At 44.8% G+C, this 15,291-nt stretch carries 16 protein-coding genes and 3 tRNA genes; 10 read left to right on the top strand and 9 right to left on the bottom strand.

The window, feature by feature from the left end; genetic code table 11:
* The first annotated feature begins 412 nt into the window (after nt 1–412).
* Nucleotides 413–1,210 carry a VOC family protein gene (locus tag L1286_RS20945; protein WP_235408968.1) on the top strand — a complete coding sequence of 266 codons (798 nt, stop codon included), beginning with the start codon at nt 413–415 and terminating at the stop codon, nt 1,208–1,210.
* On the opposite strand, the gene L1286_RS20940 is transcribed toward L1286_RS20945, so the two are convergent.
* The gene (locus L1286_RS20940) at nt 1,188–1,946 is read right to left on the bottom strand and encodes a hypothetical protein (RefSeq protein ID WP_235408966.1); all 759 of its coding nucleotides are present in this window, start codon (nt 1,944–1,946) and stop codon (nt 1,188–1,190) included. The two genes, L1286_RS20945 and L1286_RS20940, sit on opposite strands and share 23 nt — an antisense overlap.
* A gap of 141 nt (nt 1,947–2,087) precedes the next feature.
* Between L1286_RS20940 and L1286_RS20935 the strand changes: the two genes are divergently transcribed.
* The 3 genes from L1286_RS20935 (at nt 2,088) to L1286_RS20925 (ending at nt 5,624) form a co-directional block, all read left to right on the top strand.
* A complete protein-coding gene (locus L1286_RS20935; RefSeq protein WP_235408964.1) occupies nt 2,088–2,753 on the top strand; it encodes an SDR family oxidoreductase in 666 nt (221 codons plus the stop codon).
* A gap of 111 nt (nt 2,754–2,864) precedes the next feature.
* A complete protein-coding gene (locus L1286_RS20930) occupies nt 2,865–3,272 on the top strand; it encodes a hypothetical protein (RefSeq protein ID WP_235408962.1) in 408 nt (135 codons plus the stop codon).
* A 15-nt stretch (nt 3,273–3,287) separates the two neighbouring features.
* Nucleotides 3,288–5,624, top strand: a complete 2,337-nt coding sequence (locus tag L1286_RS20925) for a fatty acid cis/trans isomerase (RefSeq protein ID WP_235408961.1) — start codon at nt 3,288–3,290, stop codon at nt 5,622–5,624.
* A 32-nt stretch (nt 5,625–5,656) separates the two neighbouring features.
* On the opposite strand, the gene L1286_RS20920 is transcribed toward L1286_RS20925, so the two are convergent.
* Nucleotides 5,657–6,283 (bottom strand): peroxiredoxin-like family protein, encoded by a 627-nt coding sequence (locus L1286_RS20920; RefSeq protein ID WP_235408960.1) that lies wholly within the window; start codon nt 6,281–6,283, stop codon nt 5,657–5,659.
* 119 nt (nt 6,284–6,402) lie between these two features.
* On the opposite strand from L1286_RS20920, the gene L1286_RS20915 reads away from it, so the two are divergent.
* Complete coding sequence (locus L1286_RS20915; protein WP_235408958.1) at nt 6,403–7,023, top strand: dUTP diphosphatase; 621 nt, start codon at nt 6,403–6,405, stop codon at nt 7,021–7,023.
* On the opposite strand, the gene yrfG is transcribed toward L1286_RS20915, so the two are convergent.
* Nucleotides 7,020–7,691, bottom strand: coding sequence for a GMP/IMP nucleotidase (yrfG, locus tag L1286_RS20910; protein WP_235408957.1), 672 nt, complete (start codon nt 7,689–7,691; stop codon nt 7,020–7,022). The two genes, L1286_RS20915 and yrfG, sit on opposite strands and share 4 nt — an antisense overlap.
* A gap of 60 nt (nt 7,692–7,751) precedes the next feature.
* On the opposite strand from yrfG, the gene nudE reads away from it, so the two are divergent.
* From nudE to L1286_RS20885, 5 genes are all read left to right on the top strand, one after another.
* A complete protein-coding gene (gene nudE / locus L1286_RS20905; protein WP_235408956.1) occupies nt 7,752–8,315 on the top strand; it encodes an ADP compounds hydrolase NudE in 564 nt (187 codons plus the stop codon).
* 1 nt (nt 8,316) lies between these two features.
* On the top strand, nt 8,317–9,108 hold the full coding sequence (cysQ, locus tag L1286_RS20900; RefSeq protein ID WP_235408955.1) for a 3'(2'),5'-bisphosphate nucleotidase CysQ: 792 nt from the start codon (nt 8,317–8,319) through the stop codon (nt 9,106–9,108).
* 242 nt (nt 9,109–9,350) lie between these two features.
* Nucleotides 9,351–9,427: transfer RNA gene (locus L1286_RS20895), tRNA-Met, on the top strand.
* Between the two features lie 44 nt (nt 9,428–9,471).
* Nucleotides 9,472–9,548 (top strand) — tRNA-Met (locus L1286_RS20890).
* A 44-nt stretch (nt 9,549–9,592) separates the two neighbouring features.
* Nucleotides 9,593–9,669 (top strand) — tRNA-Met (locus tag L1286_RS20885).
* A gap of 184 nt (nt 9,670–9,853) precedes the next feature.
* Here L1286_RS20885 and L1286_RS20880 read toward each other — a convergent pair.
* The 6 genes from L1286_RS20880 to L1286_RS20855 form a co-directional block, all read right to left on the bottom strand.
* Nucleotides 9,854–11,038, bottom strand: coding sequence for a dipeptidase (locus L1286_RS20880; protein ID WP_235408954.1), 1,185 nt, complete (start codon nt 11,036–11,038; stop codon nt 9,854–9,856).
* An 86-nt stretch (nt 11,039–11,124) separates the two neighbouring features.
* Nucleotides 11,125–11,379 carry a YheU family protein gene (locus L1286_RS20875; protein WP_235408953.1) on the bottom strand — a complete coding sequence of 85 codons (255 nt, stop codon included), beginning with the start codon at nt 11,377–11,379 and terminating at the stop codon, nt 11,125–11,127.
* An 8-nt stretch (nt 11,380–11,387) separates the two neighbouring features.
* Nucleotides 11,388–12,368: a hydrolase gene (locus tag L1286_RS20870; RefSeq protein ID WP_235408952.1), complete on the bottom strand. Its 981-nt coding sequence runs from the start codon at nt 12,366–12,368 to the stop codon at nt 11,388–11,390.
* A 202-nt stretch (nt 12,369–12,570) separates the two neighbouring features.
* On the bottom strand, nt 12,571–12,711 hold the full coding sequence (locus L1286_RS20865) for a hypothetical protein (protein WP_235408950.1): 141 nt from the start codon (nt 12,709–12,711) through the stop codon (nt 12,571–12,573).
* A gap of 119 nt (nt 12,712–12,830) precedes the next feature.
* Nucleotides 12,831–13,277: a TIGR02444 family protein gene (locus L1286_RS20860; RefSeq protein ID WP_235408948.1), complete on the bottom strand. Its 447-nt coding sequence runs from the start codon at nt 13,275–13,277 to the stop codon at nt 12,831–12,833.
* Nucleotides 13,271–15,193 carry an ATP-binding cassette domain-containing protein gene (locus L1286_RS20855; protein WP_235408947.1) on the bottom strand — a complete coding sequence of 641 codons (1,923 nt, stop codon included), beginning with the start codon at nt 15,191–15,193 and terminating at the stop codon, nt 13,271–13,273. The genes L1286_RS20860 and L1286_RS20855 overlap by 7 nt, the downstream gene beginning before the upstream one ends.
* Between the last annotated feature and the right edge of the window lie 98 nt (nt 15,194–15,291).

The raw sequence follows: 15,291 nt of genomic DNA, 5'->3' as shown, positions 1-15,291 counted from the left end.
AGGGTGAAGGCGGGGATAAGAAAGTGAATAGTTTCACTTTCTACCGACTGAACGCGAGGCCTCTGGCCGTCGGCCGGACCATTGCCAAGCGCCAAATAAAAGAAACCCGTTGCAGTAATGCGACGGGTTTTTTGCGTTTAAGGTGCTAACACGAGCTTGAGTGCTAGGTGCAGTGAAGCGTTTTCACTGTTGTCATTCTTTATACCTTTTAAATACACTCCCTTAGCTGCGGTTAAATCAGTGCATTTCACCTTGCGCGAAAAGAATGTGGACGCTTCGTGCTTCGCACTATACTTGCGCAAAAAGAGCGCACTCACTTAGTTTACTGTGTGCCTTCCGGAATCATTCGAGATTGCGAATAAAGCAATATCTGCTTAACTGTAAGTGGACGAGTCTATTAGGAATCATAATCATGGCACGTATTGAAAGAAAAAAAATCGGAGAATTTTGTTGGTCAGAGTTATGTAGCTCTGATTGGGGGGCGGGTAAATCGTTCTATACTCAGTTGTTTAGTTGGCAGAGTGTCGATCAACCCATTGGCGAAGACTGCTTCTACACTATGCTACAAAAAGAAGAAGATGATATTGCAGCCATGTATCAAATGATGCCGGAACAAAAGGAAGCGCAAGTACCCAGCCATTGGTTGGGTTATATAGCTGTAGATAATGTCGATGAGTTGGCTGAGCGCGCGAAGGATTTAGGGGCTGAAGTCATTGCTGGACCACATGATGTACCGGAAGCGGGCAGAATGGTGCTACTTCATGAGCCCGGGGGAGCCAATTTTGCGCTGTGGCAAGCTGGCGGCCATGTCGGCACAAAACGGGAGTTTGAAGCTGGAACGCCTTATTGGTATGAGTTGGCGAGCCAAGACAGCGCAAAGAGTGAAGCGTTTTATTGTAAGTTGTTAGGCTGGCAAGCAACACACCAAGCGATGGAGAATATGGACTATGTGATATTTAGCGCCAATGGCAAACCTATTGCGGGTATGCTGCAAATGACTGCAGAGTGGCAAGGGATGCCGCCTCATTGGATGTTATATTTCGCAGTAAGAGACTGTGATGAGAGTGCAGAAAAAGCGGCCACACTTGGTGGACAAGTATGTGTTCCGCCAACGGATATTCCTGATGTGGGGCGCTTTGCGGTAATTACCGATCCACAAGGTGCGGTATTTTCTGTTATGGCGCCATCTATGGATACCATTGAGCCGTAGTGTTAGGGGGAACGACAAGTTTGATTATCTCGCCATTGCAGTTGGCAAATTCATGACTGAGTCTATCAATAAACGCGTTTAGCTCGCCATTGGCGAGCTTGTCTTTGATACTGAGATCAATTTTAGAAAGTAAAGGGCGGTGTTTTTCATGGATATAATGCCGTACCTCTACCCCTTGTCCAGGCAAGATATACATATAGATTTTTCGCAGACCAGAGTCACACAATGAGCCAATACTAAAATGATCAGTGGCCAAAAGCTGACGGCTATGACTTTTGGCCAATGCTTGAAATGCTGAAATTGTATTTTGAACAGCATGGCAATTGAGTGCTAGACGCTCGCAAAACTGAACAGAGAGCAAACTGCCTTCAATAATAATCATGCCCTCTTTATGATTTATTTGGCAAAACCGAGGGTCCAAGCAAAAAACTGCTAGACGTACGGTTGCCAGTGGAGTTGGAATGGGAATCAGTGAGTCGAATTGATGCATTGCGCTTTCAACTCGACCAGCTTCTGCATCAAATTGACCTAAGTTGACCCAACGAAGCCCTCTTTGAGAAGGTAAGTAATGAAATCGGGGGGCAATATTGAGAGGCGCATATATTGCAGTGAATATTTGCTCTACCTGCTTCTTTCCTAAGTGAAATGACATGCTTTCACTGACATTGATATTGTATTCCTTGGCAACTGACTGAAGTGCAAACAGGATAGTCGCCACGGCGATCAAGAGCTTCACATTATTAGGCCCATAGTGAGGGGAGTGATATAAGCCTAGCAGAACACCCACACTATGGCACTTTGCCCCTATACTTTCCTTGAATCTGCCATTTTATGCCCCCACTCTATATGCAGGTTTATCACAATAATGGGAAAGAGAATGGACAAGCATATTGTCATTACAGGCGCTAATCGAGGCATTGGTTTAGAGTTTTGCCGCCAATATTCACAACAAGGCTATCACGTTACCGCGGTAGTCAGGCAGCGTTCAAAAGAGTTAGAAGCGCTTCCTGTTGATATTATTTCCGACATTGATGTGAGCCGAGAAGCAGACGTGATGGCGCTTGCTCAGCAGCTGCAAGGTCGACAGATTGATATCTTAATCAATAATGCGGGTATTTTCAGCAATGAAAGCCTACATGATATGGACTTTACGCGTATTGAGGCTCAACTTGCCGTGAATGCTGTCGCACCAGTTCGAGTGACATATGCCTTGCAATCCTTATTAACTTCGGGTGCCAAGGTTGCGATGGTAACCAGCCGAATGGGGTCAATTGCTGACAATAGTTCAGGCGCGTATATCGGCTATCGAATGTCAAAGGCAGCTCTGAATGCGGCTGGTGTCAGTCTCGCTCATGAGTTAAAGCCAAAAGGCGTTGCTGTCGCATTGCTACACCCGGGGTTTGTGCAAACCCAGATGGTCAATTTTGCGGGAGATATTGGGCCAGATGAAGCTGCAAGCCGTTTAATCCAAAGAATAGAGGCACTGAATCTAAGCAATTCAGGCCGCTTTTGGCATTCTAATGGTGATGAGCTGCCTTGGTAGAGTTTAACGGTTTTGAAGGACGACGATGTAGTCCTTCACATGAAATATATTGTTCGGTTTTGGTTCATGGAACTATGCTACACTTGCACAAAATGATTCTAGAGTATGAGCATGGAACTACAAGAAAATACCCCGCTAACCCTGCCTTTATTTTTGTTAGACGATGAATTAGAAAGTCGTGATATTGACCGTCCCGACATGCAAATATCAGTGAACTTGACTGCTGAGCTACTTGCCAATCTATGCCAAAACCCTGCACCAGAACAAAGCATCAGTATTCCATTAGAGCGTTATGAATTACAAGACATTGAAGCCAGTTATACCGTTTTATTGGCATCTGGTCATCAAGCGCAACTACTATTAAATCATGGCCCTGTGCTCAGTGCGGTGCTAAGTCCAGCTAATGCTGAAGCCTTATTTGTATCGCCGCCCGTGGATATGATGCCAACATTTGATTTGGGACTAGACGATGACGATGAGGAGGAAGAAGGTAACAATAGCGAGCAGTCTGTAAATTAACCACGGAGCCTAGTGATGCCACAGAAGCGCTTTATCTGGCTGGTGAGCATATTCATTCTATTGAGTGGATGTGCTGTATTAGGCGTCAGCCACTATGATGATTTATTTGGTCCTGAGCAGCCGCGGGAACGTGTTGTGGCGTACACGCAAGGTGGCGCGACATATTTACAACAAATAAAACCAGTTTTGGACAACCGATGTGTCGTGTGCCATGGCTGCTATGATGCGCCTTGTCAGTTGAAACTTAGTTCACCGCAGGGTATCGATAGAGGGGTGAGCAAAACCTTAGTATATGATGGCACACGCCTTCTTGCAGAATCACCAACTCGCCTGCTATTTGATGCGACAACAACAGCACAGTGGCGTGACAAAGGTTTTACGCCGGTATTGAATGAGCGGGTACAAACAGCGTATGCAAATTTACAAGGTGGGCTCCTGTATCAAAGCCTACTATTAAAACAGCGTAATAGCTTTCCAGAACAAGCGATACTTGGCAAAGCGTATGACTTTTCTTTGGATAGAGCGCAAAGTTGCCCGTCAATGGATGAGTACGATGATTATGCTGACAACAACCCACATGCCGGCATGCCATATGGCCTGCCTGCACTTTCTCACCATGAATTTGCACAATTGCAAAATTGGTTGGAACAAGGTGCGCAAATGGGTGAAATTGCAGCTCCCTCAAAAGAGATACAAAAACAGGTCGATAAGTGGGAACAATTTTTAAACCAATCAGGCAATAAACCACAATTGGCTGCGCGATACATTTACGAGCATTGGTACTTGGCAAATATATATTTTGCCGAGTATAGTCAAGATACGTTCTTCAAGTTAGTTCGCTCCAAAACACCGCCAGGACAGCCAATTGAATTGATTTCGACGGTACGCCCTTTTGACGATCCACGGGTATCGCGGGTTTATTATCGATTGATGCATGAGCGCAGTACGATATTGTCAAAAACTCACTTGCCATTGGCGTTAGATGACGAAAAAATGAGTCGTTTATACAGTCAATTTTTAGGCGGTGATTATGACGTCAGTGCTTTACCCGGGTATGCCCCTAAATTGGCTGCAAACCCCTTTAAAACGTTCGCGGCGATCCCAGTTAAATCACGCTATCAATTTATGCTGGATGAAGCTGAATTGATTGTGAAGGGCTTTATCAAGGGACCAGTATGTCGAGGCCAAATCGCACTGAACGTGATTAATGACCACTTTTGGGTTGCATTTGTAGACCCTGAAAAAAATGCGAACCCCGCGGTCGAGGCACTGCTACTTGAGCACGATGATGATTTGTTACTACCGGCTGCGGAACAGAGTAACGTACTGCCGTTGTCGAGCTGGGCAAAATACGCCAAGCGTCAGAGTGATTATTTAAAAGCAAAAACCGCGCTATCTAATCAACTGTTCAACCAAGGTGGTAAATTAGATTTAGGCTTACTTTGGCAAGGGGATGGCCACAACGCGAACGCGGCGCTAACCATATTTCGCCATTTTAACAGTGCGACGGTAGTAAAAGGGTTTGTCGGCCAACAACCAAAGACGATGTGGGTATTGGATTATGCGTTATTTGAAAGAATCCACTATTTACTGGTTGCAGGGTTCGACGTGTACGGCAATATTGGCCATCAATTGATCACACGCCTTTATATGGACTTTTTGCGCTTAGAGGGTGAGCAAAACTACTTAAACCTGTTGCCAAAAAGTCATCGACAAGAGATTAAGAAGTACTGGTATAGACGGTCGCACTTGAGCCTGAGTGAATTTATTAATCGCAAAAGCTTGCTTGGGGCAGAGAGTCATATTGAATATCAAACGGATGATCCTCAATCAGAGCTCTACCACAGAATGGGTGAAAGGCTCAGTAGCGTCTTACATCGAGAATACGATTATCATCAGGTACCTGACACGTTAAAGGTATTGAACCATTTGCCAATCGCAGCGGTTAAGATGTTACCTCAAGTATCATTCATACTCGTGCGCAATGACCAAGGCGGACATCAGGCATATACCTTACTGCGCCACAATGCGCATTTTAATATTTCTAGTTTACTAAATGAGTCTGGCCAACGTGCTTATGAAGAGGATTATGTGACGATGATCCCGGGGTTTGTAGGTGATTATCCTGAAGCAATTTGGTATTTACCTAATCAAGCGCACGTGAAGGCGTTCACAGCCGGGTTTGAACACGTTATGGATGAAGCCAGCTACCAGGGACTCAAAGCACAATTTGGCATCAGAAGAACACACCCTCAATTTTGGCAATATAGCGACTTATTGCACGACACTGCTAGGCGTTATCGAGGGGTTGAATTTGGATTGTTCGATTACAACCGTTTGGAAAACCGTTAAAGCACTGTGTACGCGCTTTAACGGTTCAATTTTTATAGTTTGCTGGCGGCAGTGACCGCTGCCAGTAACACTTTTTCATCCAACCGTACTTTGTAGTTTGGATTCGCGTATTGGAACTGTACTAGGCCTCGCTTGTCTATAACAAACACGGCGGGTACTGGTAACGCGACACGGTCATTTCCATCAAGGTCAACGAAGTTTACCCCAAGCTTATTGCGATACGCAGTGGCGGTTTTGTTATCTAGAAAATAAGCCAGCCCTAAAGCCTGCGCATACGCCATTTTGTTGTCAGAAAGCAGTAAATAATTGGGTGACTCAATCGTGCTCTTTGCAAGTGCTTTTGGCGAGTCCGGCGAAACGGCAATAATTTGCGCCCCTAATGAGGCAATTTGAGATTCAATAGCTTGGATACCTTTTAGCTGACGTGTGCAATAAGGGCACCATCCGCCACGGTATACAACAACAATGGAGGTTTTATTTTTATATAGTGTTGATAAATCAATGGCTTTACCTTCGCTATTCTTTAACGTAAGCGCAGGCGCCTGTAGGCCAGGTAATAATGGTGATACAGATTCAGGCGAGTTGCTGATATTGGTGATTGTCGCTGCAGAAACGAGTGGGGTCATCAAAATCAGACAGATAGTCAGTAAAATTGGCATGAGATCCTCTATATTAAGCATGAGTGAATGTTATTAGACAGGCAAAGTGACGAAATGCTTTCGCTCGGGTATGATATTACGCCTATCCTTTTTTATTTATCACCTCAAAGAGAGTCAATATGTCTGCAAATATCACCAAGCTAGTAGTGATGCTGGAAATGCAAAACGCGATGAATACCAAAGTGCATGAACAATGGTTTAGCCAGGGCTTTGAATGGTATCGAGCGATATGGGTTGAGTGTGCAGAAATGCTTGATCACTACGGTTGGAAGTGGTGGAAAAAACAAACACCCGACACTGAGCAAGTGATCTTAGAGCTTGTAGATATTTTTCATTTCGGTTTGTCGTTGAGGATTGACGGCAAAACATCGTTTGAAGATCTCGCCAAGCAACTTGATACTGAATTGGCGTCGCCAGAGCAAGCTGCAGACTTCAAACAAACTTTAGAGCAACTTGCCGCTAGTGCGGTTGCTGAAAAAACATTTAACGCAGCCGCGTTTGCTGGATGTATGCAGCAAATAGGCATGTCACTTGATGATCTATACCGCGGTTATGTCGGTAAGAATACATTGAACTTCTTCCGCCAAGATCATGGCTACAAAGAAGGTAGTTACATTAAAGTGTGGGATGAAAAGGAAGACAATGAGCACTTAGTCGATATCGTTAAAAGTCTGGATACAGAGCATCCAGACTTTGCAAAGCAAGTATATGCGGGCTTAAAAGCGCGCTACCCTGCTTAAGTTATCGGTAACAGAGTTCGATAATCACTAATTGCAAGATAGTCAGTGATCTCTCTAGGAGCTTGCTGGCTATCAGGATTTTCAATTGCCAGCAGGTGGCCGATCCCATATTGTCTGGCTGCAGCCAGCACACTCAGGCTATCATCAACAAACAACGTTCTCGTCTTATCAAATTGTAAATCGGCTTGTACTTGGTGCCAAAGACTTTGGCTTTCTTTGCTCACTCCATACTGGTGCGTTGAAATGACGCTATCGAGATAGCCATCAAATTGTGTACCGCTGAGTTGTGTGCGCTCTATTTTCAAGCTCAAGCTATCAGGGTGGGCGTTGGTGAGTAAAATCAGCTCTTTTCCTGCCATTTTGAGGGCTTTTAAGAACTCTGGGACGTCTTCACGGACAGAAATTAAATCTTGGATCTCTCTTTTTAATTCCATAATGGGTAGCTGTAATTGTGCTTGCCAATAATCTAAACAGTACCATTCTATTTGCCCCATAACGGCATCGTACCGCGCGAGAATGTCAGCGCGAGCTTGTTCAAGGCTGATCCCTTGCTTCGCGGCGTGTGCTTTAGGAATGATTTCTAACCAAAAATGATTATCAAAATGAAGATCCAGTAAGGTGCCATCCATATCTAGTAGGACGGTGTCGATATTTGACCAATTTAGCATAGGCTTTTAACTGCAAAGGCTTTATGATTAGGTTACCACCATCATAGCAAATAAACGTTTATGTCACAGAAAAAGCATCCATGTCCGCCGGAAATTTTATCGTCAGAAGTTGTTGCGAAGAGTAAGCTATTCACTGTTGAAGCCCTCGATTTGCAATTCTCCAATGGAGAGCGAAGGCAATATGAGCGTATCAAAGGGGGTAAGCGAGGTGCTGTGATGATTGTGCCAATAACTGCTGAAAATGAACTACTATTAGTGAGAGAGTACTGTGCAGGCACACACAATTACCAACTTGGCTTTCCCAAAGGACTAATTGATCCGGGAGAAACTCCCGTTGAGGCAGGTAACCGCGAATTAAAAGAAGAAGTAGGCTTTGGTGCCGCTCATTTTACCGATTTGAAAACGGTCTCGTTGGCACCCAGTTATTTTAATGCCCACATGCATATTTTGGTGGCGAAAGAACTCTATCCAGAACGCCTAGAAGGAGATGAGCCTGAACCGCTCGTGGTGGTTAAATGGCCTTTAGAAAATTGGCAAGCACTGCTTGAACAAGCTGATTTTACTGAAGCGCGGAGTGTGGCTGCACTACTATTGTTACAGCAGTTTTTATTAAAGGAGGTTTAAATTGCAAACCTACTTAGAGCCTTGTATCGAGTTGGCGCAACTTGCGGGTAAGGCGATCATGGCGATTTACCAACAAGATGATATTGGTCAACAAGAAAAGTCAGATCATACGCCTGTCACAGCAGCGGATCTTGCTGCCAATGAAGTGTTATTAAATGGCTTAAAAAGCCTTGCGCCCGATATTCCCATCATGTCAGAAGAAACCCCTATCCCACCTCTTGCACAGCGTCAAAGTTGGCAACGTTATTGGTTGTTGGATCCTATGGATGGCACTGGTGAATTTATTCTAGAAAGTGGTGATTTTGCAGTGAATATTGCCTTGATCGAAAACCACCAACCCGTGCTCGGCGTGATCCACTGGCCTGCGAAGGGGATCACTTACTTTGCAACAAAGGCAAATGGGGCGTTCAAGCGTGAGCATGGTCAAGATCAACAAATTTTTGTCGCGCCGCCAGATACGCTAACGCTTGCGGTGAGTCGCAGACAAAAAATCGAAGCAGTCAGTCAATATTTAAACAGTCATTTTGACACCATTGCTTTGGGCTCTTGCTCGTTGAAAGCGTGTATTATTGCAGAGGGTAAGGCCGATTGCTTCTTACGCGTAGGGCCAACAGGTGAGTGGGATACCGGGGCATCTCAGGTCATTGTAGAGGAAGCGGGAGGGTGTATCACTGACGCTGAATTCAATCCGCTGACATATAACCAACGTGAATCAACAGAAAACCCCGATTTCATTGTCATGGGACATCCTGACTGGCAGTTTCAGAAATTGATCAGCCCACATCAGAGATAGGCCATATTTGAATGGTGCTCTGTAAATTTTGTAATTCCAAGGAGCACCGAAAACCACAAAGTAAACGCTGTAAAATGACACTTTGATATACTAATCGGCCAGTTTGTCTGTTTTATATACGTTTAACAAATTATTTTACGTCAAATCCTTGCAATAAAAATAAATTTAGATATTATAGCGACCTCTTTACGGAAGAGCTTAAAAAACCCTTTCTTAAAGTGGCATCTAAGGATGTATACAGGCGCGGGATGGAGCAGCCTGGTAGCTCGTCGGGCTCATAACCCGAAGGTCGTCGGTTCAAATCCGGCTCCCGCAACCAACTTCTTAGTTAAGAAAGAAGTAAAACTCACTTAACATTACAGGCGCGGGATGGAGCAGCCTGGTAGCTCGTCGGGCTCATAACCCGAAGGTCGTCGGTTCAAATCCGGCTCCCGCAACCAACTTCTTAGTTGAGAAAGAAGTAAAACAAACTTAACGATACAGGCGCGGGATGGAGCAGCCTGGTAGCTCGTCGGGCTCATAACCCGAAGGTCGTCGGTTCAAATCCGGCTCCCGCAACCAATTTCTGTATCACTCTGATTTATCTTTTCTTATTTATCTTATTGTTATTCCTTTGACGCTTTTAATCGCTTACTTCATAGTCAAATGCTGTGCGTGTACTTTCGCTTTGACCTGTATAAAATTGTTTTAACGGACGCTTCAATACAACGAGTAATGGGCAAGCGGTCGCTTACCCAATAACCAGTTAAAACTTTGCCGCATACGCTTCAGCTTGTTTCCACACTCTTAACGTGTTGCCACCCAGGATAAGTTTTATTTCCTTTTCGCTGTAGTTTCTATCGAGTAAACCTTGTACAAGGTTGGGGTAAGTAGACACGTCTTTTAAGCCGACTGGCAATGAGTCGCCCACGCCGTCATAATCAGAGCCAATCCCTACATGCTCGATCCCAATCAATTTCACCACGTGGTCGATATGATCGAGTACTTGCTCAAGTGTTGCGAAAGGGAACGGGTTTCTGGCGATATAAGCAGCGCGAAAATCGGTTTTATTGGCACCACGGCTCGTGGCTTCTTTTTCTTCTGTACTGCGTTTGTCGTACCAGGTACGAGATGAGTTGGTGACAAAGCTGGAACCAAAGTTTATTTGGATTACGCCGCCATTCTTTTTCAATGCCAATAACATGTCATCATCCATGTTGCGTTCAAAGCCAGGCGTATATTTCCGAAGAGATGAATGGGAGGCTATAACGGGTACTTTTGAGACTGCCATCACCTGATAGAATGCGGCATCAGAAATGTGCGAGACGTCGATAAGCATACCGATTTTGTTCATCTCTACAACGAGCTGCTTACCAAAAGGGCTCAATCCTTTCCACTTTCTGCGCACATCATACGAAGAGTCGGAGATATGGTTGCTCTGTGAGTGAGCAAGGGTGATATAACGCACACCACGGTCAAAAAAGTGTTTGAGGTTTTCTAGGCTTCCCTCAATGGGTGAGCCATTCTCCATGCCCATAGCAATAGACATTAAGCCTTTATCAAACTGCGCTTCAATATCCTTCGTGCTGTAGGCCATGGCGAACTTATGTGGCGCACGTTGTGCCAATGCTTCCATGCCGTCGATAAGCTGGTTGGCGAGCTGATAGCTTTCACCTTGACCTTCAAACTCCAAATTGGCAGGGATATAAATCGACATAAAAGGCGCATTCAGCCCTCCTTTCATCGCGCGAGGGTAGTCAAAGTCACCGCCTTTGGTTGCTTTTGATACATCATCCCATTTTTCATTGATGCGGTAAGGGACGTCAATATGGGTATCGATAAGGAGGTTTTCTTGAGCCAAACGAATGGCACGTTCCGATGCGGAGTATTCTTTGGCATGAACAGGGGAAACCGCTAATGCGAGAACACACAGAGCTGAGCTTAACTTCATTTTTGCGCCTTTATTATGATTGTGAATTTTGATTGTAACAACTAATCATAAAGGCTCAATCTTTAAAGCGCCTTTCTCGCACCGTATTAGTAAATTGGTTCAGATTGATAGTCTTCGTTTTGCATCGCTTGGAATTGGGCCTTACTGACGATGTTTACGGATTCGTGCAATTCGGAAAATACAATGAGGGCGTCACCACTTTGCAATTGTGATTTGACCTGTGCAACTTTTTGTTGCGTGGTCACTTCATTGTCTCCATAGTCAGTACCTTCGCGTAACACATAATGTTCAATAAGGCGCACTAAAGTGGTTGGGTCTATTTGTTGGTAAGGGATCAGCATAAAGGTCACTACCTGATTAGAGAATGAATATAGGCAGGAACGACGTGTTCAAGCCAGTAAATGGGTTTTAAAGGGTTGCTGCCGGCTATAAAGCCCACGTGTCCACCTCGTTGAGATACCGCAAGTTGAACATGTTTGCTGATGTGATTGGGCGTTGGCACTGTTTGTTTGGATAGCATCGGATCATCTTCAGCATGGATCAACAATGTCGGAGTTTCTATGAGGCTTAAATAAGGTTGCGAGCTAGCTTGTGCATAATAATCTTCGGCCCCTTTAAAGCCATGCAATGGTGCTGTGACTTGATCGTCAAATTGCCAGAGATCATGAATGTTTGACAACTGTTGTGCATCCAACTGGATCTTACCGGCGATTTGATCCAACTTCCGTGAAAAAGAGTGCTTCATTCTATCGAGTAAATACTTTTGATATAGCTTAAAGCAACTTTTGCGGATCACCTGACAAGACGAAGAAAGGTGATAAGGTGCTGAAATCACCGCTGCGCCCTGTAAGCCACTGCTTTGGCCTCGTTCCCCTAAGTATTTGGCGAGCACATTGCCCCCCAAAGAGAAGCCGACGGCAAACAGTGCTCGATCGGGAAAGCGTTGTTTCAATGTGTTAATCAAAAAACCCAGATCTTGAGTTTCTCCGCTGTGATAGGCGCGAGGTTGCTTGTTTACTTCTCGTGAGCAATTGCGAAAATGCATCAGTACGGCATCTAGCCCTGTACTGGCCAGCGCACGCAACATGCCTTTGGCATAAAAACTATTGATGTTGCCTTCTAACCCATGTAAGACAATGACTAATGGGGCCTGTTTATTACCATTTTTAGCCCAGGCCAATTCAAGAAAGTCATCATCAGGTGTCTGAAGGTGCTCATAATGGACATTGGCTTTAAGTCTGGGTCTAAATGCCCTCGGCAGTATGGTTTGTGCGTGACGGTTACGCATCCACCAAGCTGGTCTAAAAGTAAGATCAAGCTGTTGTGACATAAATCAGAAAAATTCTCTTGCTAACTCTTTAACTTTGCCAGTGTATCAAAGCTGAACATAAAAGATAATTAACGGTACGAAATAGTGATGCTGAAAATAAAAAGCACCCGACCAGCTGAGCTGATAAGGTGCTTTGTGCGTCGTGCTTAATTCTTGAAACGGGAACTAAATTTGCTTAACAATCTTTTCGACCTACATGTGTTTACTCAGGTATTTCAGCTTCATTGACCTTTTTAACAAAGTAGTAAACATAGTAGATGCACAGCGCGATCACGATCCCAAGTATGCCAAACGATAAATACAACACGGGGTCGGTAAAGAAATCTCTAAAGAATACGTTCATGGCTGTGTCTCCTCAATTTGTCGATGAATTAATAGTAGAGGAGCACCGCCATGATCGTTATGATCGAGATCAAGTTTATAAATTAACCGATATTGACTCGTATTGACGCTTGATCTTGATCATGATTTAGCGCTGAGAAACCGCTGCACAAGGGACTCTGGCAAGTATAGTGCAAGGTTATTGGCATGGGGGGTGTGGGTGGTTGAACAGGCGTTTGCGTATTCAACTAAATAATGTTGTTGCAACTTTTCTAGTTCCAGCTCTGCTTTTAGCAGACAAGCGCGTGCGGATGTATAGCTAGGGTAGTGACTGTGGGCGTCTTTTAACGTTCGGCGAATAGTACGATAGGGCGACAGTAGCTGCGCATCGAGCTGTTCGGCACGTTGTTCCAATGCATTGACGTCGGCGAGCGACAGCTGCTTATTGAGCACCGCCATATAATCCAGTAGCAGGCATAAATTGACGTTCTTGTTATGCGCATCTTGGAAGTGCAACAGCACTTCCTCCATAGGCTTATTTCTGTATAGCTGGCATGCATAGTGCCAAAACTGGTCGTGGTTTAGCATATGGTGCCGCTTTCAGCGAATTGGCTTTCTTTCTCTTCTAGCTCCTCAAGTGCCATCAGCAAAGCTTCTTCGACATCATTGAGTTCAGGTGTCAATGTTGCTTGCTGGGCCAATAGTTCGGTCAGTTTGGCCTTGTTTTCGGCCTCATACAATGTATTGTCGGCAAGTTGACTCTCTACTTCGGCGAGTGCATTGGTCAGTTTATCCAGTGACTTCTCAAGTTTGTCGATAGACTTTTTCAGAGGTTGTATAGACTTTCTAAATTCGGCTTCCAAGCGCTTTTGTTCTTTACGATTAACGCTGGAGTGCGCCTTTTCTTCGACATCAGGTTTTTGTTTTGCTTCTTTATTTGCGTTGAGCAACCATTGGTAATATTCATCCAGATCATAGCCAAATGCGCTGACCGTCCCATTATCAACCAAGTAATATTCATCAGCAGTGTTTTTCAGCATATGGCGATCGTGAGAGACGGTCACCATGGCACCTTCAAAGCCTTGCAACGCCATCACCAAGGCATGACGCATTTCTAAATCTAGGTGGTTGGTTGGCTCATCCAGTAACAGCAGATTGGGTTGTTGATAAACTAACATCGCCAGTACTAAGCGGGCTTTTTCACCACCAGAAAAAGGGGCAACGGGGTCGAGTGCTTTGTCACCATGAAAAGCAAAACCGCCGAGGAAGTCTCTGAGGGATTGTTCTGATGCTTGAGGGTCTAAACGCTGCAAATGGGTAATGGCACTGGCATGTAGATCCAACGACTCGAGTTGATGCTGAGCAAAATAGCCGACTTTCAACCCTTGATGTTGAAATACTTCTCCCGCCTGAGGCGTTATATCACCTGCCAGCAGTTTGATTAGGGTCGACTTACCCGCGCCATTTCTACCCAATAATGCGATTCTGCTGCCAGGCACGAGGTTTAATTTTATTTGGTGTAAAATGGTGATATCACCATAACCCGCTTGGGCTTGATCTAAGGTCATCAGTGGGTTTGGAATATGTTCAGGGTTTTTAAATTCAAAGCTAAAAGGGGAGTCTGCATGTGCCGGTGCCAGCTTTTCCATTCGCTCCAACGCTTTAACACGGCTCTGTGCCTGCTTGGCTTTACTGGCTTTGGCCTTAAAGCGTGTGATGAACTTTTCTAAGTGTGCAATGGTTTCTTGTTGCTTGTCATACATTGCTTGTTGTTGTGCCATACGCTCAGCTTTTTGGCGCTCGAACTGCGAGTAATGGCCTTTATATACATTAATGCACTGCTGATCTATATGCCATATCTGATCGATTACGGCATCTAAAAACTCCCTATCGTGAGATATCAATACCAGTGTACCCTGATACGCTTTCAAAAAACGCTCTAGCCAATAAACAGCATCGAGATCTAAGTGGTTCGTCGGTTCGTCCAGCAGCAAAAGGTCAGCATCTCTGATCAGGGCTTGTGCTAAGTTTAGACGCATACGCCAACCACCCGAAAATTCGCTGACAGCAAAGTCGAGTTGCGTATTGCTAAAGCCTAAGCCGTGCAGCAACTCGCCCGCTTTGGCTTCAATGCCATATCCGCCAACTAACTCGAGTTGTTGATGGATTTTGGCCTGCGTTTCTCCATCGCCACTGGTCTCTGCGGTTCGCAAAGCATCGCGTAGCTGATAATACTGCTCATGGCCTTGCAGTACATATTCGAGCGCTGATATAGAGAGCGCTGGCGTTTCTTGTTTTACAGACGCAATGGACCAATCTTTTGGGATCTGAAAATCACCGGCATCTGCGTGTAATTGCGATTTTAATAAAGCAAACAAGGAGGACTTTCCACAGCCATTGGCACCAACCAAACCTACTTTATGTTGAGGAAATAAGGTTGCATTGGCATTTTTTAGGAGTGTTTTTCCACCGCGTAACAGTTCAATATCAGAAAGTTGGATCATAATGTGCTCAGCTTAAATCTTCTGACTGCATGATAACATGGATCTAATACTCGACGACAAGCGTATCAAAGCGCGTTGAACTAATATAAAATAACCCT

It is taken from the genome of Pseudoalteromonas sp. SMS1, from assembly GCF_021530565.1.
Classification (GTDB): domain Bacteria; phylum Pseudomonadota; class Gammaproteobacteria; order Enterobacterales; family Alteromonadaceae; genus Pseudoalteromonas.
The sequence above is the reverse complement of the archived record's forward strand: the minus strand, read 5'-3'. Positions and strand labels throughout refer to the sequence as shown.

What these genes read in the sequence shown, in the direction of transcription:
- L1286_RS20945 (WP_235408968.1), top strand. Translation starts at nt 413, where the DNA reads ATGGCACGTATTGAAAGAAAAAAAATCGGAGAATTTTGTTGGTCAGAG.
- L1286_RS20935 (WP_235408964.1), top strand. Translation starts at nt 2,088, where the DNA reads ATGGACAAGCATATTGTCATTACAGGCGCTAATCGAGGCATTGGTTTA.
- L1286_RS20930 (WP_235408962.1), top strand. Translation starts at nt 2,865, where the DNA reads ATGGAACTACAAGAAAATACCCCGCTAACCCTGCCTTTATTTTTGTTA.
- L1286_RS20925 (WP_235408961.1), top strand. Translation starts at nt 3,288, where the DNA reads ATGCCACAGAAGCGCTTTATCTGGCTGGTGAGCATATTCATTCTATTG.
- L1286_RS20920 (WP_235408960.1), bottom strand. Translation starts at nt 6,283, where the DNA reads ATGCCAATTTTACTGACTATCTGTCTGATTTTGATGACCCCACTCGTT.
- L1286_RS20915 (WP_235408958.1), top strand. Translation starts at nt 6,403, where the DNA reads ATGTCTGCAAATATCACCAAGCTAGTAGTGATGCTGGAAATGCAAAAC.
- yrfG (WP_235408957.1), bottom strand. Translation starts at nt 7,691, where the DNA reads ATGCTAAATTGGTCAAATATCGACACCGTCCTACTAGATATGGATGGC.
- nudE (WP_235408956.1), top strand. Translation starts at nt 7,752, where the DNA reads ATGTCACAGAAAAAGCATCCATGTCCGCCGGAAATTTTATCGTCAGAA.
- L1286_RS20880 (WP_235408954.1), bottom strand. Translation starts at nt 11,038, where the DNA reads ATGAAGTTAAGCTCAGCTCTGTGTGTTCTCGCATTAGCGGTTTCCCCT.
- L1286_RS20875 (WP_235408953.1), bottom strand. Translation starts at nt 11,379, where the DNA reads ATGCTGATCCCTTACCAACAAATAGACCCAACCACTTTAGTGCGCCTT.
- L1286_RS20870 (WP_235408952.1), bottom strand. Translation starts at nt 12,368, where the DNA reads ATGTCACAACAGCTTGATCTTACTTTTAGACCAGCTTGGTGGATGCGT.
- L1286_RS20865 (WP_235408950.1), bottom strand. Translation starts at nt 12,711, where the DNA reads ATGAACGTATTCTTTAGAGATTTCTTTACCGACCCCGTGTTGTATTTA.
- L1286_RS20860 (WP_235408948.1), bottom strand. Translation starts at nt 13,277, where the DNA reads ATGCTAAACCACGACCAGTTTTGGCACTATGCATGCCAGCTATACAGA.
- L1286_RS20855 (WP_235408947.1), bottom strand. Translation starts at nt 15,193, where the DNA reads ATGATCCAACTTTCTGATATTGAACTGTTACGCGGTGGAAAAACACTC.